Origin of the sequence: Petrotoga sp. 9PWA.NaAc.5.4, assembly GCF_002895485.1 — a bacterium.
Lineage (GTDB): Bacteria > Thermotogota > Thermotogae > Petrotogales > Petrotogaceae > AZRK01.
The window spans coordinates 98,863-123,284 of sequence record NZ_AZRK01000015.1 but is presented as its reverse complement, the minus strand read 5'-3'; the positions used below and the strand labels follow the sequence as shown (position 1 = coordinate 123,284).

Genomic DNA, 24,422 nt, shown 5'->3' with positions numbered 1-24,422 from the left:
GGATACGTTGGTTGTATCCCTTTTATTTTATATTCTTTCAAAATATTTATCCAAAGTTTTAAAAGTTATTTCAATCATTATGGGTCTACCATGAGGGCAAGTTAGCAATTTTTGTTCAAAAATATTTTTTAAAAGTGTTTCAATTCCGGTAGGATTATCTTTTGTTTTTACAGCTGACCTACACGCTATTGTAGCCAAATTTTTATCAAATATATTTTTGACTTCTTCTAATTCAGAAAGTCTTAAATCGTCTGCTAAATCAAAAATAAGTGCTTCTAAATTGTCAAATTTCAAGTTGGAGGGAAGCCCCTTTAAGAATAACTCATTATTTTTTAGTTCAATTTTTATACCAACTTTTTCTAAAGTTTCTTTATGTTCTATCAAAACAGTCTTTCTCACTTCATCAATTTTTATCAAATAAGGTGAAATCAAAAGATTGTAGCTAAGACTTCCTTTATTCGCTATTTCTTTCTTTAATTCTTCGAAAATGAATCTCTCATGAGCAGCATGAAAATCTACTAAAAGTAGTTTATCTTTCGTTTCAACAACGACGTATCTTTCCGCTACTATTCCGACAATTCTTAAATTTTCAAGCGTTTCCAATTTTGAAGTAGTAGCAAATAATTGTTCGCTTTCATTTGGATATTGAAAGGTTGCAAAATTAAGGTTTTTTCGTGGTTCAAAAATGTTCCTGTTTTCATTTTTGTAATTTATAGAAGGTTTATTTTCTGTTTGAGAATTGTTTGCAGATGAAAATGTTGTATTTTCTTCTTTTAATAAATCCTTTAATAAATCCTTATAAACAGATTTTTCTGATGAACTTTTATTGTACAAATTTTGAATATCAAAATTCGTGTTTTGTTCATTCTCGTTATCCGAAGTTGAAACTTTGCTATTGTTTATATCTTTTACAAACTCCATTTTAAAACTGGTTTTTTCTATTAAAGATTTTCTTATAATATCTTTCAACAAGGCGGCTATTTTTTGTTCATCTTTGAACTTGACCTCTAACTTTTGAGGGTGTACGTTTACATCTATCATTTCAGGAGAAATATCTATGAAAATTATGCAATACGGGTGTTTAGATTTTTCGAGCATTTCGCCATATCCTTTTTCAAATACTGAAAAAAGAGATGCTACTTTAATGTATCTTTTATTTACAAAAAATGTTTGAGCTGTTCGATTGCTTCTTGCTATTTTAGGGCTGGAAATTATTCCAGATATTTTTATATCCGAAGCATTGTATTCGATTTCTAATAAATCTTCTCTTTTAAGTTCGGGATAAACTTTTAAGCATTTACTTATCAGATCCATATTGTTTACAAATTTATATATTTCTTGGTTATCTCTAATGTAGGTAAGATTTATTGAATTTGCTATAGCAAATTTCTCAATAATTTCTGTGACATACCTTCCTTCAACAGAAGCGGATTTCAAAAATTTTCGTCTAGCTGGAATATTAAAAAAAAGATCCGTTATCTCAATTTTAGTTCCAGTATTAGACTTCACTTTTTTTGTTTCTACAATATTACCCCCAAATATTGTTAATTGAGTTCCTAATTCTTCTTGAGAAGTTTTAGATGTCATTTTAATTTTTGAAACCCTCGAAATAGAAGCCAGTGCTTCTCCTCTAAAACCAAAAGTATTTAGATTGTATAAATCATCGAAGGAAGAAATTTTACTAGTTGTATGAGGTAGTATAGATAATTTCATTTCTTCTTCCGTCATTCCATAACCATTATCTTCCACTTTTATTAAAGATTTTCCTCCATCAAATATTTCGATGTTTATAGTATCTGCCTCTGCGTCTAAGGAATTTTCAATTAATTCTTTTACAACAGAATAAGGACCAGAAACAACTTCTCCGGCAGCAATTTTCATAACAGTTTCTTTTGGTAATTCTTTTATTTTCATAAAAAGCACCTCCAACTAAACTAAAATATACTTACTTTATAAATTCAAAGATCCATTTTTAAAGGTTCTAAAATAAAAGCAAGACAAATGCAAATTCATTATAACATCTTAGTATGAAAAATCCTTATAAATCATCATTTTTTTTGTTATAATTATACTATGATTATCTATATTTTTTAATAAGATGTGCGTATAATACGTTCTTATCACGATTAAATTAAAGTATGCCTCAAATTTTCAGTTTTTATTTCTAACAATGTAGATACAACTAATTTGGTTTATCTTCAAGTTGACTGTATGAATGATAATTTCAGAGATTAATATTTTAATTTGTAACAGGTTCGGAGTCAAACTCAAGTCTCTTTTTACAAGGATGAATTCCTCTAACGCATGCTGTGAGATATTCTCGACTTGAAATATAGACCAAGTTAAAGAAATAGGTGTTTAGTAAGTATTATAATTATGGAGATATTTTATAAAAAATAAGCTTTTGAATTTATAGTAGGTTCAGAGTGGAGCCCTTTTCTCCCTTTTTGCCTACAAGTACCGACGAAGTTAAAAAATTGTAGTTAGTAAGGATTAGATAGAGATTTTAGGAATAAGAATTTTCTGAAAATAAGCTTTTGAATTTAAAATGGGTCCAGGGCGGAGCCCTCTCCCCCTTTAGTTACACGTAGCAAAGAAGTTAAATGGATTCATAGTTAGTAAGGATTAGAGTTATAGAGGTATTTTATAAAAATTCAACGATAAAATATACATGAAAAAAGCTTTTTAAGATTTTTAAAGTGATTAAAATATAGAGTTTAAGGAGGAAAAAATGAATATAGGAATGTTTTCAGATACATACGTTCCGCAAAGAAATGGCGTGGCTACGGCCTTAAGATTATACAAGGATGAAATGGAAAAAAGAGGTAACAATGTATATTTGTTTGTTCCTAAATATGATTCGGACTATAATAGAGAAGAAAAAAACGTTTTTGAATTCCCAGCTGTTAAACTTTTTTTTGAAAAAGAACAAAGAGTTGCGTTCCCGTTTTCATTGGATTTGTTTAAAGTAAAGGAATTAGATTTAGATATCATTCATTCTCATGATCCATTTTCTATGGGAATTCTTGCACGAATAGTTTCAAAGATGTTAGATTTAAAACATATAGGAACGCATCATACTATGTATGAATATTACTTACATTATCTTCCACCTTTGGTAAGACCTAAGCCGGAATTTATGCAGAGACTTATAAAAAATTGGTGTGTAAAATTAGATAAAGTAATAGCTCCTACGCCTAATATTAAACAAACTCTTGTGAACTATGGAGTTCCTCCTTCTCATATTGAAGTTATACCAACGGGGATAGATATAGAGTCTTTTAATAAAATAACAGTATGGGATTTAAGAAAAGAATATAAACAAATAAAAGAAGAAGATAAAATATTATTGTTTGTTGGGAGATTGGCAAAAGAGAAGAATATAGATTTTTTGATTAAAGTTTTTAATAAAGTTTTAATTCAAGAAAAAGATGTGAAATTTGTAATTGTTGGAGGAGGTCCTGAAAAAGAAAATTTGCAAGAGTTAACTAAGAAACTGAACATTCAGGATTATGTTATTTTTACAGATGCTCAACCTCGAGAAAAGGTAATTGATGCATATAAACAGGCTTATCTTTTTATTTTTGCTTCTTATACCGAAACACAAGGCTTGGTAATTTTGGAATCAATGGCGGCAGGTACACCTGTAATCGCTTTGGGGAAATTAGGAGTTTATGATATACTATCTCAAAAGGATACAGGTGGTATAATGTTAAAAGAGTTAAAAGAAGATGATTTTGCAGATGCTATAATAAGATTAATAAAAGATTCTTCTTTATATAAAGATTTGAGAAAAAAGACAAAAGAATTTGTTTCTAAGAATTATTCTATAGAAAAATGTGTTGATAAAATTTTAGATTTGTATCAAAAGGAGATAATAGAGGTATGAAAGAAGTTGATCAGATTTTTAATTTTCAAATTTCAGATTTAAGAGAAATTCCCATTGAGAATTTTTCTTATATAGGAGATGCTGTTATTGGTTTAATATATAAAGTTAAGTTATTCGGGGACGGTAGAAATAAAGTAGGAAACATGTTTGAAAATTCAAAAAAGTTTTTGAGTGCGCAAGCTCATTCAAAGTTCATAGACTTAATATATGATAGTTTTAATGAAATTGAGAAACAGTATTATAAGCGTGCAGTTAACTCTCAAGGAGCAAAAAAACGTGGGAATGATTATGAGTATAGGAAATCTACAGGTTTTGAGGCTGTAATAGGATATTTATTTTTGACTAAAAATTACCGAAGAATACAGGAGCTTTTGGGAGTGATAGATAGTTGTATGTTTATGGAAAAAACACTCTAAAAGAAATAATCAACTCGGGTTATCCCCTAAAGCATATCTTTTTTAGTAATTCTAAAGCAGAAAGAGGAAAATTGTCTGAACTAATTGATTTTGTTGAAAGCTTGGGCTATTCGTTTAGTTTCACTTCAAATGAAGCTTTGGAGAAAATGGTTTTTACAAATAAGCATCAAGGTGTAGTAATTGATATTGGTGAAGAATTTAATTATAGTAACGTAGAAATTTTAGATTCTAAAAAGGAACTTTTTGTAGTAATATTGGATCAGATACACGATCCTCATAATTTTGGTGCAATTGTAAGATCTTCTGTTGCAGCCGGTGTTGACGCTATAATTATTCCTAAGGATAATGCAGTAGATGTCACACCAATAGTTGTAAAAGCCTCGGCAGGGCAAATATTTAAAATCCCTATAATCAAAGTAACTAATATTTCTCGTACTATAGAAATATTAAAAAAGAAAAATGTTTGGGTATATGGGGCTGATTCCTTAGGAAAACCTTACTATCAAATAGATTATTCAGGAAGTGTTTGCATTGTTTTTGGTAACGAAGGAGAAGGTATTAGAAAAAATGTAAAAAATCACTGTGATGAATTGATTAGTATTCCAATGTTAAATAATGTAGAATCTTTAAATGTTTCTGTTAGTGCAGGCATAATTCTTTTTGAAATAAAAAAGAATAAAAATATAGTCTGAAAATTATGTGGAGGTGTAAATTATGTATTCTAAAATTTCAAAAAAGGTTTTGGTTTCGTTAATGTTTTTTGTTTTGGGTTTTTCTATAGTCTTCTCTCAAACTACTCAAAATTTAAAAATTGGGTATGTTAATTTTTCGAAAACCGTAGAAAGTTATTATAAGTGGAAAGATTTAGAATCTTTATATCAACTTGATTTGCAATATTACCAGAGTAAGATAAATGAACTACAAGAAGAACTTAACCAACTTCAAAGGTCAGGTGCTTCTCAAGAGGTACTTCAACAAAATTATTTAAGAACGCAGCAACGAATTAATCAGTATCAACAAGATTTACAATCTGAGTATCAAAGGAAAATTGATTCTATAGCTTCAGAAGTTCTCTTTAAAATATCACAGTACGCTAAAGAAAATCAATATGATTTAATTTTAAATGAAAATGCAGTTTTGTATTTTAAGCCAGAAATAGATCTAACAGATAAAATTATTGAATATATCAATAAAAAATAAATATTTATGATAATTTATGATAAAAAACGTAGTGGAATGTAGACAAATTAGTAAAAAATATGGTAGAAAAATAGTTCTGGAGAATGTATCTTTTCAATCTAAAGAAAGCTGTGTAACAGGATTATTAGGCCCAAATGGAGCTGGTAAAACTACTTTATTTAAAATAATATTAGGATTGGTGGTTCCAAATTCTGGAACCATAAGTCTTAATGGTAAGGATATTACATACCTTCCCATACATAAAAGGGCACAAAATGGCTTGGCATATTTGCCACAAGAGCCTTCCGTCTTTAGAAATTTAACTGTAAGAGACAACCTTAAAATGATATCAGATTTACTAAAAATTTCCAATGCCGATCAGAAAATCTCTGAAATAATGAGTGAATTCGGTTTGGAAAGTTTAGAGCGTCAATATGCGTATTCGCTTTCAGGTGGAGAAAAAAGGAAATTAGAATTTGCAAGGACACTAATAACCGATCCAAAAGTAATTCTTTTAGACGAACCTTTTGTTGGAATAGATCCAATTACAGTTAAAGATATTCAACAAATAATTCGTAAACTCGCTAAAAATAATATATCAATAATCGTTACTGACCATAGCGTTGATGAAATTGTGGAGGTAGTTGATGAATTATATGTCTTGCATAAAGGGGCAGTAATAGCTAACGGTACCCCCAACGAAGTTTTAAACGATAAAAAAGTGAAAGAAAACTATTTAGGTTGGTGAAAATTTTGAATGTTGGAGTTATAGGATATTCAGGTAATATTTTTAAAGATCCTATAAAGTCATTAACCCCTATGTGTGATGAAATTGGGCAGCTTATAGCAAAAAATGGTTGGTTGTTAATAAATGGTGGAAGAGATGGAATAATGCAGCTTGTTTCTAAATCCGCTAACAACCATGGAGGTAAAGTTATCGGTATTTTACCTTGGGAGCAAGAAGGTAACAATTATTTAGATATCTCACTAAAAACAGGTTTAGATTTGAATATGAGATCTTTTTTAATGTTAAAAAATGTAGATATAGTAATAAGCATAGGAGGGGAAATAGGAACAGCAATAGAAATACTCGGAGCTTATTCTTATAAAAAACCTGTTTTATTAATGAGAAATTCTGGTGGTTGGACAGACAGAATAACTAATGTTTTAATAGAAGATAAATTTTTAGATAATAGAAAATTAGTTGAAATAAAACAAGTCTTTTCTATAGAGATGCTCGAAGAACTTTTGAAAAAAGTTGAAGCAGAGGTGAAAAATAATTGGTCAGAGTAAGGTTCGCGCCTAGTCCAACGGGACATTTACATGTAGGAGGATTAAGAACAGCTTTATTTAATTGGTATTTTGCCAGGAAAACTGGTGGCAAATTCATCATAAGAATAGAAGATACTGATTTAGAAAGATCTAAAAATGAATATGAACAAGCAATAATAGAAGAGTTGAAATGGTCAGGCTTAGATTACGATGAAAGCATAGATTGTCCTGGGGAATATGGTCCATACCGACAAAGTGAGAGACTTGAAATATACAAAAAATATGTGGAACAGTTATTGAATGAAAATAAAGCATATTATTGTGTATATGATAAAGAAAATATAGTATATGAAAATAATATTTTAGAAGACAAATATAAAAACAATAAAAATTATTCAATAGTTATAAAATTTAAAGTAGAAAAAAATAATATCTTATCGTTTAACGATCTTATAAGAGGACCTATAGAATTCGATACAAATTATATAGAAGATTTTGTCATTGTTAGATCAAATGGCATTCCTGTATATAATTTTACCGTTGTTATTGATGATTATCTAATGAAAATTAGTCACATTATAAGGGGAGAAGATCACATTTCAAATACTCCTAAACAGATATTATTATACAAAGCATTTTCTTTTGATATCCCTGAGTTCGCTCATCTGCCATTAATCGTTGGAGAAGATAGAACACCTTTGTCTAAAAGGCACGGGGAAGTTTCTATAACGTATTTCAGGAGAGAAGGATATCTTCCCAATGCGTTGTTAAATTATTTGAGTTTATTAGGATGGAATGCTGAAGAACAAGTATTCGACTATAGAGAAAAAATTAGAGATTTTGATCTTAAAAATGTTTCAAAAAATCCCGCTGTATTTGATTATAATAAGCTTCTATGGATAAATGAGGCTCATTTAAGGAATGATGCAATCGATAAAGTATTAAAAGATTTTGAAGCATGGATTGATTATTCCAAAATTGACTTGAAGACCTCAGATAAATCCTATGTAAAAAAAGTTGTTGAAATTTCAAGAAAAAAGGTTCAGACTTTGAAACAACTATATGAATTTTCTAAAAATTTTTTTAGAAGTGATTTTGAATACGAACAAGAATTCATTGAAAAATACGCAAGTAAAGAATGGTTCAAAGACGTCATAAATTTAGCTATTAATAAACTATCAAATGTAGAAGTATTTGATTTCAAAAATATAGAAGTTACTTTAAAAGAGATTTCTAACCAAAATACCACTACCAAAAAAAATATTTTTCAAGCAATAAGAGGTGCTGTCTTAGGAAGGTTAGTTACCCCTGGATTATATGAATCCTTGGAAACATTGGGAAAAGAAGAAACGTTAAATAGATTAAATAGAGCATTAAGACTTTTTTAAACATGCCAAAATAGGGTTTTAAGTTATAATAGGTCAAGGAGGGTCTCATTTTTTCGATTGGTTAAAATTATATAGAATCTTTAGAACTGATAACTTTTTAAAAATAAGTTTTAAAATAACACAAAATGGTTAAGAAGGAGATATTATGAGGTTTCCATATTTGAAAGGGAAAAATGTTTTACTTGGAGTATCCAGTGGGGTAGCAATTTACAAAGCTATAGATTTAGTGTCAAAGTTAAGGCAAACTGATGTTAATATAAAGATTATTATGACTGAAAATGCAAATATATGGATCTCTGACCAACTTTTTTCTGCGGTAGGTAACTGTGAAGTTTACAAGCAAACTTTTGCAGTTAAAGATGGATGGATTCCTCATACAGAATTATCAGCCTGGGCCGATTTGTTTATAATTGCACCAGCTACTGCTAATATTATAGCAAAGATAGCCAATGGAATAGCAGACGATTTACTTTCTTCAACAGCTGTTGCTTTTTCTAAATCCTCCAAATTAATTGTTCCAACTATGAATTTTAGAATGTATGAAAATCCGGTAAATCAAAGAAATCTAACACAATTAAAAAATGATGGATGGTTTGTTTTGGAACCAGAAGAAGGGCATCTTGCAGATGGAGAATTTGGAAAAGGTCGGTATCCAGATAATCAAAAAATATTAGAGTATTGTGAATATTTAGTTACCAAGAAAGATTATTTAAATAAAAAAGTATTGATAAGTGCGGGGCCAACAATTGAAAAAATTGATCCGGTAAGATATATAACGAATAAATCTAGTGGTAAAATGGGTTACGAACTTTCTCGAGAGTTTGCGGCAAGAGGTGCTCAAGTGACTCTTGTGTCAGGTCCCACTCATTTAAATCCTCCTTCACTTTTAAAAGAGTTTGTAAGTGTTGAGAGTGCTAAAGATATGGAATATGCCATGATTTCAAGAAGCAGCGATAACAATATAATTATTATGACAGCTGCTGTCAGTGATTTTAGAGTAAAAAATTATTCAGAGCAAAAAATAAAAAAGGATCAAATAAAGACTTTGGAACTCGAAAAAAACCCGGATATCTTAAAAAAGTTAAGTTCAAATAAAAAAGAAGGACAAATAATAGTGGGTTTTGCAGCTGAAACTCATGATGCAAAAGAAAATGCAAAAAAGAAACTTTCAGAGAAAGGTCTTGATATGATAATATTAAATGATGTTTCAAAATCAGGAATAGGCTTTGAATCTGATGAAAATGAGGTAACTATTTTCTCTATTAAGGAGGAACAATATGTTGAGAAAAATTTTAAAAGGGATATCGCTGTTATTATTTGTGATTATATCCATAACAATTTTTTCTGAAAACCATTTTTTCCTTTACCTCAGTGAATATGATCAATCACAAAAAACAGTAAAAATAAATCTAGAAAGCTATTATGAATTATCGGGTAAACCGGAAGTATATATTTATGATGGTAGCACCAGGAGAAAACTAACAATATATGAATTTAGTCCAAAAGAATACTTTTTTTATGTAAATCTAAATGGATACAACAGAGATTTTTTGTCATTTTCCGTTTCGGCTACCACCAATAAGGGTGAATACATTTCTGATTTTTTCAATAATTTTTTAGAAAAGAAGGTTTTTTCGCCCGAAATAAAAGTAGAAATAACGACTTCCTTAGGAGAATTAGGTTATGAATATTATTTAGATTATGAGCCTAAGGATATGATTTTGACGGGTATAAGAGTCAACAACATTTTTTTTGAAAGTTCTGACGAATTCTTAAGGAGTTTGAGGTCGCTTAAAGAAGGAGTTTATAATGTTATATTTAACTTTAAAAATAAGTATGCCATAAATTTTGAACATGAAATAGTTTTTTTAAAAATAAAAGATATAGTGATAACTGAAAATACTTTAAAACCACAGCAAAAAACTGAAATTTATGGATATCATATTGTTCAAAAAGGAGAAAGTATTTATAAAATTGCGAGAGATTATAATGTTTTACCAGGTGATCTAGTAAACATAAATGGTTTAAAAGATCCTTCTTTAATCTATCCCGGCCAGCCTTTACAAATAGGTAAAGTAGAGTATTATGAGAGCCCAGTACATTTAGAAATAGATTTATCAAAGAATAAGATGTATCTTTACTTTCATAAAAATTTAGTAAAGACCTATGTTGTGGCTGTTGGTATGAGTGACTATACGCCACCTGGTTATTATAGGATTTCTTATAAAGAGAAAGACCCTGCTTTATATTGGTATGATGAATACATACCTCCCGGATCTATGATGAACGGCATAGGAACGAGATGGTTACAACTTTCCAATCCACAATACGGTATTCATGGGACCACAAAACCTTGGGAGATAGGCAAAAGAATTTCTCACGGTTGTATTAGGATGTTTAATTTTGATGTCGAAGAGATAGACTTTATGGCTTCCTTAGGTACGGAAGTTTATGTATATTATGGAAATTAAAAAACCTCACTAATATGTGAGGTTTATTGTTTTTAGAAATTATAAAACTTATATTTCAAAAAATGTCTTGCTCTTCTAATAAAATAGTGGCTACTTTGTATCTGAAATCTTATTATCTGAAATTTATCGTTTCTAAAATTTTAATATGGGGTTCTTAATTAATATTAAGCCTATTAAATCCTTATAATAAAGAAGATGGGGTGGCTGGTGGGGTTTGAACCCACGACATCCTGAGTCACAGTCAGGCGTTCTGCCGCTGAACTACAGCCACCATAAAATTGGCGCGCCTGGAGGGATTCGAACCCCCAACCCTTGGATTAGAAATCCAATGCTCTATCCCTTGAGCTACAGGCGCTGGAGCGGCCGACGGGGATCGAACCCGCAACCCTTGGCTTGGAAGGCCAATACTCTACCAGTTGAGCTACGGCCGCAAATGGAATTAATATAATGGTCGGAGCGACTGGATTTGAACCAGCGACCTCCGGTGCCCAAGACCGGCGCGCTCCCAGCTGCGCTACGCTCCGCCTTTCTCAAATTCTCAAATTATATAATATCACAACCATTTTCTTTTGTCAATATTAATTTGTAAATTTCATTTTTTGTTAACTGACAAAAAAATATTTGTGGTAAGATTTTGATTTTTTTATGATAGAATTAATTGGAATAAAAATTTAAACATAGATAGGGTGGTTCTATGAAAGTAGAAAAAGTGAGCAAAGATATACTTACAGCTTTTAAATCAGAAGAGCCGACCATTCAGCAATTGAGAAATGTTGCTAAAAATTTAGGTTTGAACTTGAAAAGAAACATGAAAAAAAACGATATTTTAAAATTGGTAATCCAAGAAATTAGAAAATTAGAAAAAAGCGTAAATGAGTATATTGATAATAAGTCAAAAGGCACGGCTATTATATCAACTGTCTCAAAAAAAGAGAAAGAAAGTAAAAAAACTAAAAAAGATAGAGTAGTTACATTACCAGAAACGTACAATAAAGATGTTTGCAGATTAATGTTGGTTAATCCTAAATGGACATATGCTTATTGGGATTTTTCTGAAAAGACTAAAAATGATATCAAGAAATATTCAAAGAACAAAATATATATAAGATTAATTAAAATAGATAGAGAAGATAAGATTCAAAGTAAAGAAACAGTTTTTTTTGATACTGCAGATTTAGAAAACACAAAAAGTTATTATTTTAATGTTCCAAAAGATGACTCTAACTATGTTGTACAATTAGAAATTGAAAGTAAAAAAGGAGTTTTCAAGCCTATATTAGAATCAAATGAACTCAAGATTCCGCCACTTTCACAAAAAGAGCCACAAGAAGAAAGATGGTTCTTCGTCAAAAAGCATGAAATAGTTGTAGAAAAACTTACTTCAAAGCCCTCAACTTATGAAGAAATAAGTCAAATGTATAAAAAAAAGTTTGATGAAATAGGTAAAAATTTGAATCCCTTGATTTTAAGTGGAGGGTTTTTAAAGTGAAAAGAATAAAAGGGCAACTTTTGCTTGTATTACATGCGCACTTACCTTATGTCCATCATCCAGACTTCGAAACTTTTATGGAAGAAAGATGGCTTTTTGAAGCAATTACAGAAACATATTTACCTTTGATAAAGGTATTTAAGACTCTTGAAAAAGATAAAATTCCTTTTAAATTAACTATCAGTTTTTCACCACCACTTATGGAAATGCTTAATTCTCAGGATTTAAGAGAAAAATATCACAAACATCTTTTGAAATTGATAGAATTATCACAGAAAGAAGTTGAAAGAACCAAAAATGAAAATATCAAAAAAAATGAAGTTGCTAAACACTATAGAAATGAATTTATCGAAGATAGAGAAATATATGTTGAGCAATATGGTCAAGATATATTGAAAGCTTTTAAAGAATTTCAAGATAAAGGTTACATAGAAGTGATAACATCTAATGCTACTCATGCATATCTACCATTTTATAGAAATTTTGCACAGGCAATAAATGCGCAGATAAGATTAGGTACTTTGACTTATAAAAAATATTTTAATAAAGATCTTAAGGGTATGTGGTTAGCGGAATGCGCTTATTTTGAAGGATTAGATAAGTATTTAGCAGATGAAGGAATTAATTATTTTTTTGTAGATTCTCACGCGTTTTTGTATGCACAAACTCCCCCTCGATATGGGGTTTATAGACCTATAATTACTCCTAATGGAGTATATGTGTTTGCAAGAGACCCAGAATCAAGTGAACAGGTGTGGAGCGCTACCGTGGGATATCCCGGAGATTCCAGATATAGAGAGTTTTATAGAGATATAGGATTTGATAGAGAAGAGGATTACATTAAACCATATATAGATAAAAGTGGAATAAGGTGTAATACGGGAATAAAATATTATAGAATAACAGATAAAACATTTCCTTTAGATAAAAAAGATTTCTATGATTTGAAAGAAGCTGAAAAAGCTGTAAAAGAACATTCGAGAGATTTTATTTTTAAAAAAGTTTCTCAAATAGAAAAGTTATCAAAAATTTTTGATGATTTAGAGCCTATTATAGTGGCTCCCTTCGATGCTGAGCTATTTGGACATTGGTGGTATGAAGGTCCCCGTTTTTTAGAACATATTTTTAGGCAGGCTGCAAAAAATGAGACTGTATCTTTTTCTACTCCTTCAGAAGTTATAGAAAGCATTGAAAAGGTTCAAATAGTTACTCCGAGTGAGTCTTCGTGGGGAGCAAATGGTTATCATGAAGTATGGTTAAATGGTTCTAATGATTGGATATATAAACATATTCATGAAATAACTGAAATAATGATAGAAAAAGCAAAAGTTTATAGAAATCCTTCAGAGTTAGAAAAGAGAATTCTTAATCAGATGGCAAGAGAAGTTTTGTTAGCACAATCTAGTGATTGGCCATTTATAATATCAACAGGAACTACTGTAGAATATGCAAATAAAAGGATCAAAGATTGTGTGGTTAGATTTTTAGAATTAGATAATATGCTTCAAGAAAAGAAAATAGACGAAAAAAAACTATCATATTATGAATGGGTTGACGATATTTTTAAAGATATAGATTATTCCATATTTTCATAGAATATCTCAAGTAAAAAACTTTTCGGTAAATATAAAAATATATAGTTAGGTGGAAGGAGGACAAGTAAATTGCCAGAAAAATATTTCGAAATCAGATGGCATGCAAGAGCAGGCCAAGGAGCAAAAAGCGCTTCCCAGTTTTTAACAGAAGCAGCTGAAGAAGCGGGAAAATATTCAAGTTCATTTCCAGAATATGGAGCTGAAAGATCAGGTGCTCCCATGAAAGCATTTAATCGAGTTGCAGATGTACCAATAAGAGTAAAAAGTAATGTTGAAAAGCCAGATGTAGTATGTGTTATAGATGATACACTATTGAAAAATCCGGAAGTTACCGATGGTCTTTCAGAAGATAAACTATTATTGGTTAATACAACCAGAAGCATAGAAGAAGTAAGAAAACTATCCAACTTTAAAGGTAAAATAGGCATTATTTCAGCAACAGAGATAGCTTTAGAAGAAATTGGGAAAGGAATTCCAAATACTGTTATGATAGGAGCGCTTATCAGGGCTACTAATATAGTTTCTTTAGATGCAGTAAAGGAAAAGATTAGAGCAGCGTTTTCTAAAAAATTTTCAGAAGAGATTGTAAGAGCAAATATTAGAGCTTTGGAAAGAGGATATCAGGAGGTGAAATTTAGTGAATAATGGTTGGAAAGATATACCTATCGGTGGAGTAATAGACAAACCAGCAACAGCGAGACGTTATAAAACTGGTGAGTGGAGAATTCAAAGGCCAGTTATAGATAGAGAAAAATGTACTAATTGTATGCAATGTTGGCTATATTGCCCGGATATGGCCATTAGTGGTAGCTTAGATGGAAAAAGAATGAAATTAGGCGAATTCAATATGGATTACTGTAAAGGTTGCGGGGTTTGTGCAGCTGTGTGTCCTGTTAGTGCGATTGAAATGAAACCAGAATCAGAGTTTATTTAATTTTATATAAAAATAAAAATCGGTAAAGTACTGAATAGCTCAGTTTTGGAATTTTTAAAGACAGTGAGAATAAAAAATAGGAACTTTAGAAATGAAACTTTTCGAAAACAAGATTTTGAATTTAAAGCGGGTCCAGGGCGGAGCCCTTTCTCCTTTTTCAGTACAATATACCGAATACATTAAAAATGATAGTTGATCAAAAATATTAATAAAACTTAGGTTTTAAAATTTTTAAAGACAGTAAGAATGAAAAAATAAGGGAGGTTAAAATAAATGCCAGTGAAATTAACAGTTACAGGAGCCGCTGCTGTTGCCCATGCTATGAGGCAAATCAATCCTGATGTTGTGGCGGCATATCCTATAACTCCTCAGACTCCAATAGTCGAATATTTTGCAAGTTTTGTTTCTGATGGGATTGTTGACACAGTTTTGGTACCAGTTGAATCAGAGCATTCTGCTATGAGTGCGTTAATTGGTGCCGCAGCTGCTGGAGCAAGAACAATGACAGCAACTGCAGCCAACGGTTTAGCTTTAATGGCAGAAATAGTATATATTGCGGCTTCATACAGACTTCCAATAGTAATGCCAGTAGCGAATAGAGCTCTTTCTGGACCAATAAACATACATTGTGACCATTCAGATGCGATGTTAGTTAGAGACTCGGGATGGATTCAATTTTTTACAGAAAATCATCAAGAAGCTTATGACTTTACAATAATGGCTACAAAAATTGCTGAAAAAGAAAATGTACTTTTGCCCGTTATGGTTAATTTAGATGGTTTTATTACTTCTCATGGAGTGGAAAGTTTTGAAATGCTTGATGATGAAGTGGTAAGAGAATTTGTTGGAACATGGAAACCCAAATATTCTTTGTTAGATGTAGAGCATCCTGTTACTTATGGACCATTGGATCTTTTTGATTATTATTTTGAACATCACAGGCAACAGGAAGAAGCCATGAAAAATGCATATAAAGAACTTCCGGGAGTTTTTGAAGAGTTTGCAAAAATATCTGGTAGAAAATATGATTTTCTTGATTTATATAAAACAGAAGATGCGGAACATATAATGATTGTTTTAAACTCTACTGCATCTACTGCAAAATATGTTGTAGATGAATTGAGGGAAGAAGGTAAAAAAGTAGGACTTGTTAAACCTCAGGTTTTTACTCCTTTCCCAAAAAAAGAAATTCAACAAGTATTAAATGGAAGAAAATCTGTTGTGGTTTTAGATAGAGCGATGTCTTTTGGAAAAGAAGCACCTTTATATTCATTAATTAAATCTTCTTTATATGAAATAGCTTCTAAACCTTCTTTAGGATCTTATATTTATGGTTTAGGGGGAAGAGACGTTACTCCTGAAATGTTAAGGCAAGCCTTTGAAGATGCTTTGAAAGGGAATTTAATAGCTGACGAACAAAGATATTTAGGATTGAGAGAATAATTGGAGGTGAATTATTGTGCCAAGCATTAGAGATTTGGTAGGATACGTTGAAAATAATGATTGGGCATTTACCCAAGGTCACAGATTGTGTCCTGGCTGTAATGCACCAATGGTTGCAAATTGGGCTACTTTAACTGCAAAGAGTTTAGGATACCATCCTGTAGTAGGACTTGCCACGGGTTGTTTAGAAGTTTCTTCAACAATTTATCCATACACTGCCTGGAATGTACCTTACATTCATAATGCATTTGAGAATGTAGCGGCTACGATTTCGGGAGCTGAAGCAGCTTATAGGTCTTTAATGAATAGAAAAAAGATAAATAACGATAAGATTAAGTTTATAGCAATTGGAGGAGATGGGGGAACGTATGACATAGGGCTACAAGCTTTGTCAGGAGCTATAGAAAGAGGACATGATTTTGTATATATTCTATACGATAACGAAGGTTACATGAATACGGGTAACCAAAGATCTGGATCCACCCCTCCTGGAGCTGATTCTACTACAGAACCTGTGGGAAAAGTATTACCTGGTAAATTACAATTAAAAAAGAGTATAGTTGACATTATAGCAGGTCATGAGGGAGTATATGCTGCAACAGCAGTAACTTCTGAACCATGGGATTTTATGAGAAAAATGCAGGCAGCTTTGGAATTTCCAGGTCCAGCTTTTATTTCAATATTAGCCCCATGTGTAAGATTTTGGAGAATTCCTGACGATTATGGAGTTGAAGTTACAAAATTAGCTGTAGAAACAAAATACTGGCCTTTGTGGGAATATAACATGGGAATTTACAAAGTTACAAAAAAACCTAAAACCTTCAAACCAGTTAAAGAGTATGTATTAAAATTAGGTAGGTACAGTAAATTAATGAAAAGATCTGATGCAAATGAAATCTTAGAGGAATTACAACATTATGTGGATGCAAAATGGGATAGATTATTAGCTTTGGAAGAAATATCTAAGGATAAACCTATTAGGAAAAAAATTTGAATTATTTTTAATGAGGGGATGTTTTTATCATCCCCTTTTTTATTTTTTTATATATTTTAATTAAAAAATAATATTGTTTGTGATAAAATACATAGGTATATTTTAAAACATCGCATAAATTTAAGTTTTAAAAATTTAAAAGAAACTAAAATTATAAATGTTCAGGAGGCAGTAGCATAATGAATAATTGGTTTAAAAAACACGAAAAAGTTATTACAATATTAGTTGTGGCAGGATTTTTAGCGGGAATTGTTTGGTGGTCAGTTGCTACCTATCTTACGTCAAGAAATCCGGTATCAGATGTTCGGAGTAATTCCTTGAGAAAAGAAGATTCTGTTTTAGTAATAACTAAAGCAAATGTAGAATTAAATTATCCTTATTGGATTATGCAAAACGAAGTAGAGAATATTACTCAACAGCAAGCTCAAATTTATCAACAGTATTATGGACAAAAATTAGACCCTGTTTTTGATTATTTAATCTTAAAGAACTTAGTAACAGATCTGCTTTACGATGAAAAAGTTGTTAGATACTATGCAGAAAGTAAAAATCTTTTACCTGATTCTAAAATGATTGAAGAAGAGTTAAATAAGCAAGTTAATCTATATATTCAACAGTATAAATCTGATCCAATTAGTTGGAATAGTATGGTACAGTATTATGGAAGTGAGCAAAATATAAGAAACATTTTGGTTACTTCTTTACAAGCTACTATAGAAAATGACTTAATTAACCGAAAAGTTAAAGAAAGCGTGGCTTCTGTTTCCAGACAAGAGGGGCTTAATTATATACAAGAAAATTTTGACAGTATAAAAAATAATTATGAACAAGTTAGAATACAGCATATACTTATTTTCGATGAAGCTACGGCAAGCAACTTAAAAGAAGAGATTTTATCTAATCAAATAAGTTTTGAGGAAGCTGCGTCGTTGTATTCCGAAGATACTGTAAATGCTACTAATTCTGGAGAAATCGGATGGATAAAACGTGGAGAATATGAAAGTACTTTTGAAGAAGCCGTATTTAATGCAAATGTGGGAGAAATAGTGGGACCAGTTGAAACTTTTGAAGGTTATCATCTAATAAGAGTATTAGACAAAAAGGTTTTTTCAAATCCCGAAGATGTGTTTTTATACGATGATGTTTATGCTGAAATAGAAAGTATTTTGGAAGAACAAAAGTTTAGTTCTTGGTTAGTTGAGTACAAGCAACAAGAAGATTTTGGAAGAAATTATTATGACCTAAAACTCATGTATATTCATGAATTGTCAATTGTAGGAGAAGATAGAGAAAAACTGGAAGAATTAGCAAAAGAACTTGAAAATATTGTGTTTGACGGTGATGGAATTTCTCTTGAAGCTGAGTCGGATTATCTTGCTATTTATACGTTGGTTGTTACTCAATTATTAGGGACTTACGATGAACAATTGAGGGTATTGAGTAGTTATATCATTTCTGAACAAAATTTAGATGCTAATTTATCTTCTTTAACTTTAGAAGAAGTTAACCAAAAAATAGATGAATTGACGACTATTTTACAAGAAGAAACGAGTATAAACAACATAGAAGAAGAATTAACAAAATATGAAAATTTTAGAGAATATCTTAACAATTTAACAAGCGCTCAAAAGTTAGGAGTTAATAGTACGGAAGAAGCTAGTACGTTGAGAACAGATTTACAAGATAAAGTTAATGAGTATACTAATAAACTCACAAAAGTTTTAGCAGATTTATTTGCACAGTATCCATCGTCTAACACAGTCGTACAATTATATTATCAGATAAATCCTCAAGATCCTAAAGTAATAGTAAGTTACTCAAAGTTACAACTTAATCAATTGAAGCAATATTATATGTATTTTGGGCCTCAGATTTTATTTGCGTATTTTCAACAGCCTATTAATGAAATTTTGATTAACGTACAAATTGTTGTAGATTCTGCGCAAGCCGATACGGATACAAAATTAGAAGCTTTAGAAATCGGGTTGGATTTGAGTGAGTTATTAGGATTAAATGAAATTAAACTCTATTATTTGGAAACCATAAAAGAATTAGCTCCTAATTACTATAGTAATATTGATCAGTTAATTGAAGAGACTCAAAAAATTATAGACGAACAAATTTCTAACGCCGTAACAAGTACTTCTCAATCTACAGATTTAACAGCAGAATAATTTTAATAACAAAAGATAATATAAAAAATTGGGGAAATATTTCCCCAATTTTTTATGTAAGTCCTATTAATTCTATTGAACCAATTCAGCGTTTCTTATTCGTTAAATTCTATCAACCCTAAATCTCCGTCTTTTCTCTCGTATAGAACACATACTGCATTGTTTTCAGAATTTCTAAAAACAAAGAAAGAATGTCCCAACAACTGCATTTGAAGCATAGCTTCCTCAACATTCATTATTGTCAAATCATAATTTTTAGTTCTAACGATTTTTGGAGCCGATAACTTTTCTTCTTCAACATCTGTAACTTCTTCATAAATTGAATTTTCAAGAATTTTCTTTTCCATATTCTCAACAGGAACCTTTGTAACAGAAATATTTTCACTCTTATAAGATTCTTGAACTCGATTTTTTATCTTTCTAATTCTTCTTTCTAAAGAATCGGTAGCTTCATCAATAGCTTGGTATAAATCATTGTTTCTTTCTTCAACTTTTATAATCTTATTTAAACCTTTGACGTGTGTTGTTATTTCAACTTTATAAATTCCTCTTTCTTTTGTGATCCTCACGTCTGCAGCTGAAACCAAATCACGGTGCCTTTTAAGAAGATGATCAGGTTTCGTCATCCTTTTTTCAAGATAGTTTTTTAAAGCATCTGTTAAATCTACGGATTTTGTAAAAACTTTGTATTCCATCGTTACCACCTCCATGAGTGTAAATTTTACTTTCTTAGGGATTCTAAGCTTGAATATTTTTAAACAGTGTCACATTTAACACATGGTAAATTTACAAAGTATTTTTATAAAATTATCACTTTTAAAATAAGTAAAATAGCAAATTTATATAATTGTTGTTGGAGGATTGACATATAATTTTATAAATTTGTCGTATTTTTCTACAACTTTAGGCAAAAAATCTAAATGTTCTTGATAACTTTTTATTATAATTTGATATCTATAATTACCTCTTAACTTTGAAATTACGGGTGTCACAGGACCTAATATTTCAAGGTTTTTATTATCTACTTGGGTTTCAATCTCTTTTACTATTTCTTCAGAAATGCTCTGAACCTTCTCTATTTTTGAATCACTAACTATAATTAAGTATAAATCAATAAAAGGGGGATATTTAAAAAATTTTCTTTGTTCAAGTTCTTTTTCCGCTATTAAATTGTAATCATGTGACTGAACCGCTTTGTAGACTTCATTGTCAGGTTCAAAGGTTTGAATCAATACTTTACCTTTTTCTTTTCTACCAGATCTTCCCGCAACTTGCATTATCAAAGAAGCAGTACTTTCTTCTGAATTATAATCTGGCAAATTAGAATACCTATCTGCATCAAGAATTATAACTAAATCCAAATCCTGAATATCCAAACCTTTTGTTATCATCCTCGTCCCAACAATTATCTTCTTTCCGGGCTCTTTCATAAAATTGAAAGTTTTGTTTAAATCGTTAAACGTTTTTATAACCGTTCTATCTACTCTAACAAGTGGATCGGAAGGGAACAATTTTCCAAGTTCCGCTATCACTCGCTCTGTGCCATAGCCTCTACTTTGCAGTTTAAATCCACCGCATTTTGGACAAAAATTTGGTATTGAACTTTCTTTACCGCAATAGTGACATGTCAATTTTCTATCTTTTTTATGAAAGGTCAATGAAACATCACAATTTTTACATTTAAATATATATCCACAATCACTGCAAATTATATAATTAGCATACCCTCTTGTCGGAGTAAATATTATGGCTTTTCTATCTTTTTTTAACACTTCTTTTATACTTTCAATGACTTTTTTGCTGAATATCCAGTTATACTTTTCTTCTTTCTTCATATCCACAATTTCCACTTCAGGCATTTCACTAAAATACCGAGATTTTATCGTCTCTAAATACATTGAATTATTTTTTACTTTATATAGATCTAGAACTCTTGGTGTAGCCGATGAAAGTATTAATTGGAGATTTTCAATTTCTTTTCTGAAAATAGCGGTTTCTACGGCATCATAAGTTACATTTTCAATTTGATAATAAGATTGATCATGCTCTTCATCGATTATTATCATTTTTAAATCTTTTATAGGTAACCATATTGCGCTTCTTGTACCTATTATGATATCAACATCCCCGTTAACAGCTGAATACCAGGTATTTACTCTTTCAGAGCTTGTTAAACTTGAGTGGTAAAACAACGCTTTATAATTAGAAAATCTTTTTTTTAACCTATTCATTAATTCCGAAGTCAAAGAAATTTCAGGAACTAATAAGAGAACTTTTCCGCCATTTTCCAAAATCTCACGGGAAACTTCAAAAAAGACCTCTGTCTTCCCGCTTCCAGTGATGCCGTACAACAAATGGGGTTTATCCTTATTATTTTTAATAAAATTTGCAGAGTTTAACTGTTCATCGGAAAGCGAAACTTCGATACTATTTTCTTTTGGCTCTATCTTTTCTGTTATATTTATTATACCTTTTTTAACTAAAGTAGTCAAAACTGTAGAACCTTTTTTTAAAACCCCTTTATTGTACAACTCACTTTCAAGGACGCTTCCATTTATTGAAAGAAAGTTCACCACTTCTCTTGCCGTTTTAGATAAATTGTACTTCCAAATATCTTTTAAATCCATATTCAAAACAACAAAATTATCTTTTAACTCTCGTGTATTTTTTCTATACACTTCTAAGGTTACCAAGTTGGAATCTAAAAGGTTTCTCAATTCTTTGTTTGCTGTAGCAGAATTGAGGTAACGTTTTAAAAATTCTTTGTAGAAAACAGGCTTTTGATAAGGAGCCAAAGGATTTTTTGGAATTATCCTAAGTTTATAAACATCTGAAGATGAAGGAGGAAACAAAAGTTTTGCTATCTCTCCAATAGGTGCTATAAAATACGAGCAAACTTTTTCTAAAAGTTTTATATGATATTCATTTAAAAAACTTCTTTCATCTAAAGGAAATTCAATATCTTTTATTTTAATATTATCTTGAAAAGTTGATTCTGCTTGTCTATATACCATTCCAGGTACAAATTTTCCTCTAAGGTCTATGACTACTCTTTGTCCTATTTCAAGACTTTTATAATATTTATACGTATATGGTTTATAAATTCTTTGCCCTATAGGAACAATGTCGTAAAAAAAATACATACTTTGCCTCCAAACTTGGTGCAAATGTTCTTTAGAGTGCTTTCAATATACAAAATCCTTTGGCTGGTAAATCAGTAATTGTGTTTATTGTATTTTGGGAGAAAAGATCATAATAATTACCATCTAAGTTATAATCAATATTTACATAAGAATTTTTTGAATTTATGGCAACGATAATTTTTTCTTCTTGATAACTTCTTTGATAAATTAAAACAGAACCGTCAGCATACAATACCTTATAATCCCCTATTCTTAGAGCATTGCTTTCTTTTCTTAGTTGGATTAAATCAACATACAACTCGAAAATTTCCATATTCCATTTACTTTCATCCCAATAAAATGGAATTCGACAGAAGGGATCCGTTAATCCTGTCATACCTATCTCGTCACCATAATATATAATGGGAGAACCGATAAAGGTCATTTGAAGAACAGCTGCTAACTTCATTCTATCGGTATCCTCACCCAATGTAGTTAAAATTCTTTCGGTATCGTGTGAACCCAAAATATTCCATAGTCCATGGAGTACTTGTGGAGGATATTTGTTTATATAGGCATTAGTTGTGTTGACAAAATTAGTGGCACTACCGCCTTTTACATATGATACAACGGCATCTCTAAAGATATAGTTCATAACTGAATCGAAACTTGGATCTTCAAAATACGAAGTTGCGTCTCTCCAAAATTCTCCAACGATGAATGTTTCTTGGTCAATGTTTTTGAAGTTTTCATATAAAGCTGACCAATAATCCACTGGTAATTGGTCAACAGCATCGAGTCTCCAACCATCTATACCAAAGCTCATCCATTTTCCTATTACTTGATTTATATAAGCTCTCACTTTAGGATTATTGTTGTTTAAAATAGGTAAATCTGCATAACCATGCCAACCTTTATAACTTTCAACGGACTTTTGAATAGGAAATGTGTTGATATAATACCAATCCAAATATCTGGATTTTTCTTGTTTCTCAAAGTTTTCTGCCATAGCAAAAAATTCTGTCCCTGTATGGTTAAACACTCCATCTAAAATAACTTTTATATCATATTCATGAAGAATATCCAACATATCTTTAAATACTTCTTCATCACCAAATGAAGGATCTATTTTTAAATAGTCTTTTGTGTCGTATTTATGAGTACTTGGAGCTTCAAAAATAGGATTGAGATATATTGCTTCAACTCCTAAGTAATTCAAATAATCAATGGAATCAATAATACCTTGCAGGTCTCCACCATAAAATCCAAAAGACAAAGAATTTCTATTGTGAGGACCATACCAACTGTATGTGTTTTTGGGATCGTTGTATGGATCACCGTTTCTAAACCTATCTGGAAATATTTGATAATATATTCTGCCTTTTGCCCATTCGGGTATATCAAAATAAGGAACTATAGGATGAGAAAAGTCAAATTCAAAGAAATTTTCTGTTTCGTTATAACCGTATATTATTTCTTTTCCATCTTCTATCGCAAATCTATATTTTAAGACGTTTGCTTCGGTAAATACATGGAATCTGTATAGAATTTTATTATCTATTTCTATTACATCCTTTTCAATTGAGGTGGCATTAGCTTGTAGGTTAACATCTTGAACATCATTTTTTTCAAATTCTATAGAAAGATATATTTCACCGGGTTTTACTGGGTTTATATATTTGCGTTCGTTTTTAAAATTAACCTCTTTAACTTTGCCATCTCCAAGTTGTGGAAAAGCAAAAGGATCTTTCACAACTCTAACGTTAAAGATTTCACCATTGTATACAGCGATATTGGTATTTGAGTAATCTATGATCTTTTCACCATCGACTATGAACTTATACAGATACTCTCCTGGCTCTAAATCAACATTGTATCTCCAAAGCCCTGTAAAACTTTTTTGCATTTCAATGGGTTCAAAGTTGTTGAAACTACCTATTAAATACACCGAAGTAGCATCTTTTGAATACAAAAATGAAGAGTTTACACTAAAAGACAGTATGAAAGGAATCATGATTAAAAAAACAAAAAATATTTTTTTCATGAGAAAATTCCT

Annotated in this window: 20 protein-coding genes and 4 tRNA genes; 16 read left to right on the top strand and 8 right to left on the bottom strand. The window is 30.7% G+C overall.

Annotated features, from left to right (window positions below; translation table 11 throughout):
* Positions 1 to 27 precede the first annotated feature (27 nt).
* Positions 28 to 1,914, bottom strand: coding sequence for a DNA mismatch repair endonuclease MutL (gene mutL / locus X924_RS06190; RefSeq protein ID WP_121958062.1), 1,887 nt, complete (start codon positions 1,912 to 1,914; stop codon positions 28 to 30).
* A gap of 817 nt (positions 1,915 to 2,731) precedes the next feature.
* On the opposite strand from mutL, the gene X924_RS06185 reads away from it, so the two are divergent.
* From X924_RS06185 to X924_RS06145, 9 genes are all read left to right on the top strand, one after another.
* A complete protein-coding gene (locus X924_RS06185) occupies positions 2,732 to 3,889 on the top strand; it encodes a glycosyltransferase (protein ID WP_121958061.1) in 1,158 nt (385 codons plus the stop codon).
* Complete coding sequence (locus X924_RS06180) at positions 3,886 to 4,305, top strand: Mini-ribonuclease 3 (protein WP_121958060.1); 420 nt, start codon at positions 3,886 to 3,888, stop codon at positions 4,303 to 4,305. The genes X924_RS06185 and X924_RS06180 overlap by 4 nt, the downstream gene beginning before the upstream one ends.
* Positions 4,278 to 4,997: a 23S rRNA (guanosine(2251)-2'-O)-methyltransferase RlmB gene (gene rlmB / locus X924_RS06175; protein ID WP_121958059.1), complete on the top strand. Its 720-nt coding sequence runs from the start codon at positions 4,278 to 4,280 to the stop codon at positions 4,995 to 4,997. The genes X924_RS06180 and rlmB overlap by 28 nt, the downstream gene beginning before the upstream one ends.
* Before the next feature lie 22 nt (positions 4,998 to 5,019).
* Entirely contained in the window at positions 5,020 to 5,505 is a 486-nt protein-coding gene (locus X924_RS06170; protein WP_121958058.1) for an OmpH family outer membrane protein, read from the top strand.
* Between the two features lie 16 nt (positions 5,506 to 5,521).
* Positions 5,522 to 6,232, top strand: a complete 711-nt coding sequence (gene lptB, locus X924_RS06165; RefSeq protein WP_121958057.1) for an LPS export ABC transporter ATP-binding protein — start codon at positions 5,522 to 5,524, stop codon at positions 6,230 to 6,232.
* Positions 6,229 to 6,777: a TIGR00725 family protein gene (locus X924_RS06160; protein ID WP_233186594.1), complete on the top strand. Its 549-nt coding sequence runs from the start codon at positions 6,229 to 6,231 to the stop codon at positions 6,775 to 6,777. The genes lptB and X924_RS06160 overlap by 4 nt, the downstream gene beginning before the upstream one ends.
* Positions 6,765 to 8,144, top strand: a complete 1,380-nt coding sequence (gene gltX / locus X924_RS06155) for a glutamate--tRNA ligase (protein ID WP_121958055.1) — start codon at positions 6,765 to 6,767, stop codon at positions 8,142 to 8,144. The genes X924_RS06160 and gltX overlap by 13 nt, the downstream gene beginning before the upstream one ends.
* A 145-nt stretch (positions 8,145 to 8,289) precedes the next feature.
* Positions 8,290 to 9,492 (top strand): bifunctional phosphopantothenoylcysteine decarboxylase/phosphopantothenate--cysteine ligase CoaBC, encoded by a 1,203-nt coding sequence (gene coaBC / locus X924_RS06150; RefSeq protein ID WP_121958054.1) that lies wholly within the window; start codon positions 8,290 to 8,292, stop codon positions 9,490 to 9,492.
* Positions 9,422 to 10,615 (top strand): L,D-transpeptidase family protein, encoded by a 1,194-nt coding sequence (locus tag X924_RS06145; RefSeq protein ID WP_121958053.1) that lies wholly within the window; start codon positions 9,422 to 9,424, stop codon positions 10,613 to 10,615. Before coaBC ends, X924_RS06145 begins: the two co-directional genes overlap by 71 nt.
* A 196-nt stretch (positions 10,616 to 10,811) precedes the next feature.
* On the opposite strand, the gene X924_RS06140 is transcribed toward X924_RS06145, so the two are convergent.
* The 4 genes from X924_RS06140 to X924_RS06125 all read right to left on the bottom strand — a co-directional run bounded on the left by X924_RS06140 (position 10,812) and on the right by X924_RS06125 (position 11,139).
* Positions 10,812 to 10,886, bottom strand: a tRNA-His gene (locus X924_RS06140).
* Between the two features lie 8 nt (positions 10,887 to 10,894).
* Positions 10,895 to 10,970 (bottom strand) — tRNA-Arg (locus X924_RS06135).
* Positions 10,971 to 11,046 (bottom strand) — tRNA-Gly (locus tag X924_RS06130).
* Positions 11,047 to 11,063: 17 nt separating this feature from the next.
* Positions 11,064 to 11,139 (bottom strand) — tRNA-Pro (locus X924_RS06125).
* A gap of 170 nt (positions 11,140 to 11,309) precedes the next feature.
* Between X924_RS06125 and X924_RS06120 the strand changes: the two genes are divergently transcribed.
* From X924_RS06120 to X924_RS06090, 7 genes are all read left to right on the top strand, one after another.
* Positions 11,310 to 12,104 (top strand): DUF4912 domain-containing protein, encoded by a 795-nt coding sequence (locus X924_RS06120; RefSeq protein WP_121958052.1) that lies wholly within the window; start codon positions 11,310 to 11,312, stop codon positions 12,102 to 12,104.
* 5 nt (positions 12,105 to 12,109) lie between these two features.
* Positions 12,110 to 13,699 carry a glycoside hydrolase family 57 protein gene (locus X924_RS06115; protein WP_121958091.1) on the top strand — a complete coding sequence of 530 codons (1,590 nt, stop codon included), beginning with the start codon at positions 12,110 to 12,112 and terminating at the stop codon, positions 13,697 to 13,699.
* A 69-nt stretch (positions 13,700 to 13,768) separates the two neighbouring features.
* Positions 13,769 to 14,344 (top strand): 2-oxoacid:acceptor oxidoreductase family protein, encoded by a 576-nt coding sequence (locus X924_RS06110; RefSeq protein WP_121958051.1) that lies wholly within the window; start codon positions 13,769 to 13,771, stop codon positions 14,342 to 14,344.
* On the top strand, positions 14,337 to 14,633 hold the full coding sequence (locus X924_RS06105) for a 4Fe-4S binding protein (protein WP_121958050.1): 297 nt from the start codon (positions 14,337 to 14,339) through the stop codon (positions 14,631 to 14,633). The genes X924_RS06110 and X924_RS06105 overlap by 8 nt, the downstream gene beginning before the upstream one ends.
* 273 nt (positions 14,634 to 14,906) lie before the next feature.
* On the top strand, positions 14,907 to 16,076 hold the full coding sequence (gene porA, locus X924_RS06100; protein ID WP_121958049.1) for a pyruvate ferredoxin oxidoreductase: 1,170 nt from the start codon (positions 14,907 to 14,909) through the stop codon (positions 16,074 to 16,076).
* A 13-nt stretch (positions 16,077 to 16,089) separates the two neighbouring features.
* Positions 16,090 to 17,070: a thiamine pyrophosphate-dependent enzyme gene (locus X924_RS06095; protein ID WP_369826027.1), complete on the top strand. Its 981-nt coding sequence runs from the start codon at positions 16,090 to 16,092 to the stop codon at positions 17,068 to 17,070.
* A 179-nt stretch (positions 17,071 to 17,249) separates the two neighbouring features.
* Positions 17,250 to 19,244 carry a peptidylprolyl isomerase gene (locus X924_RS06090; RefSeq protein ID WP_121958047.1) on the top strand — a complete coding sequence of 665 codons (1,995 nt, stop codon included), beginning with the start codon at positions 17,250 to 17,252 and terminating at the stop codon, positions 19,242 to 19,244.
* A 95-nt stretch (positions 19,245 to 19,339) separates the two neighbouring features.
* Here the strand turns inward: X924_RS06090 and hpf are convergent, their stop codons facing one another.
* The 3 genes from hpf to X924_RS06075 all read right to left on the bottom strand — a co-directional run bounded on the left by hpf (position 19,340) and on the right by X924_RS06075 (position 24,410).
* Positions 19,340 to 19,939, bottom strand: coding sequence for a ribosome hibernation-promoting factor, HPF/YfiA family (hpf, locus tag X924_RS06085; protein ID WP_121958046.1), 600 nt, complete (start codon positions 19,937 to 19,939; stop codon positions 19,340 to 19,342).
* A gap of 144 nt (positions 19,940 to 20,083) precedes the next feature.
* Positions 20,084 to 22,387 (bottom strand): primosomal protein N', encoded by a 2,304-nt coding sequence (gene priA / locus X924_RS06080; RefSeq protein ID WP_121958045.1) that lies wholly within the window; start codon positions 22,385 to 22,387, stop codon positions 20,084 to 20,086.
* Positions 22,388 to 22,418: 31 nt separating this feature from the next.
* On the bottom strand, positions 22,419 to 24,410 hold the full coding sequence (locus X924_RS06075) for an alpha-amylase family glycosyl hydrolase (RefSeq protein WP_121958044.1): 1,992 nt from the start codon (positions 24,408 to 24,410) through the stop codon (positions 22,419 to 22,421).
* Positions 24,411 to 24,422: the final 12 nt, after the last annotated feature.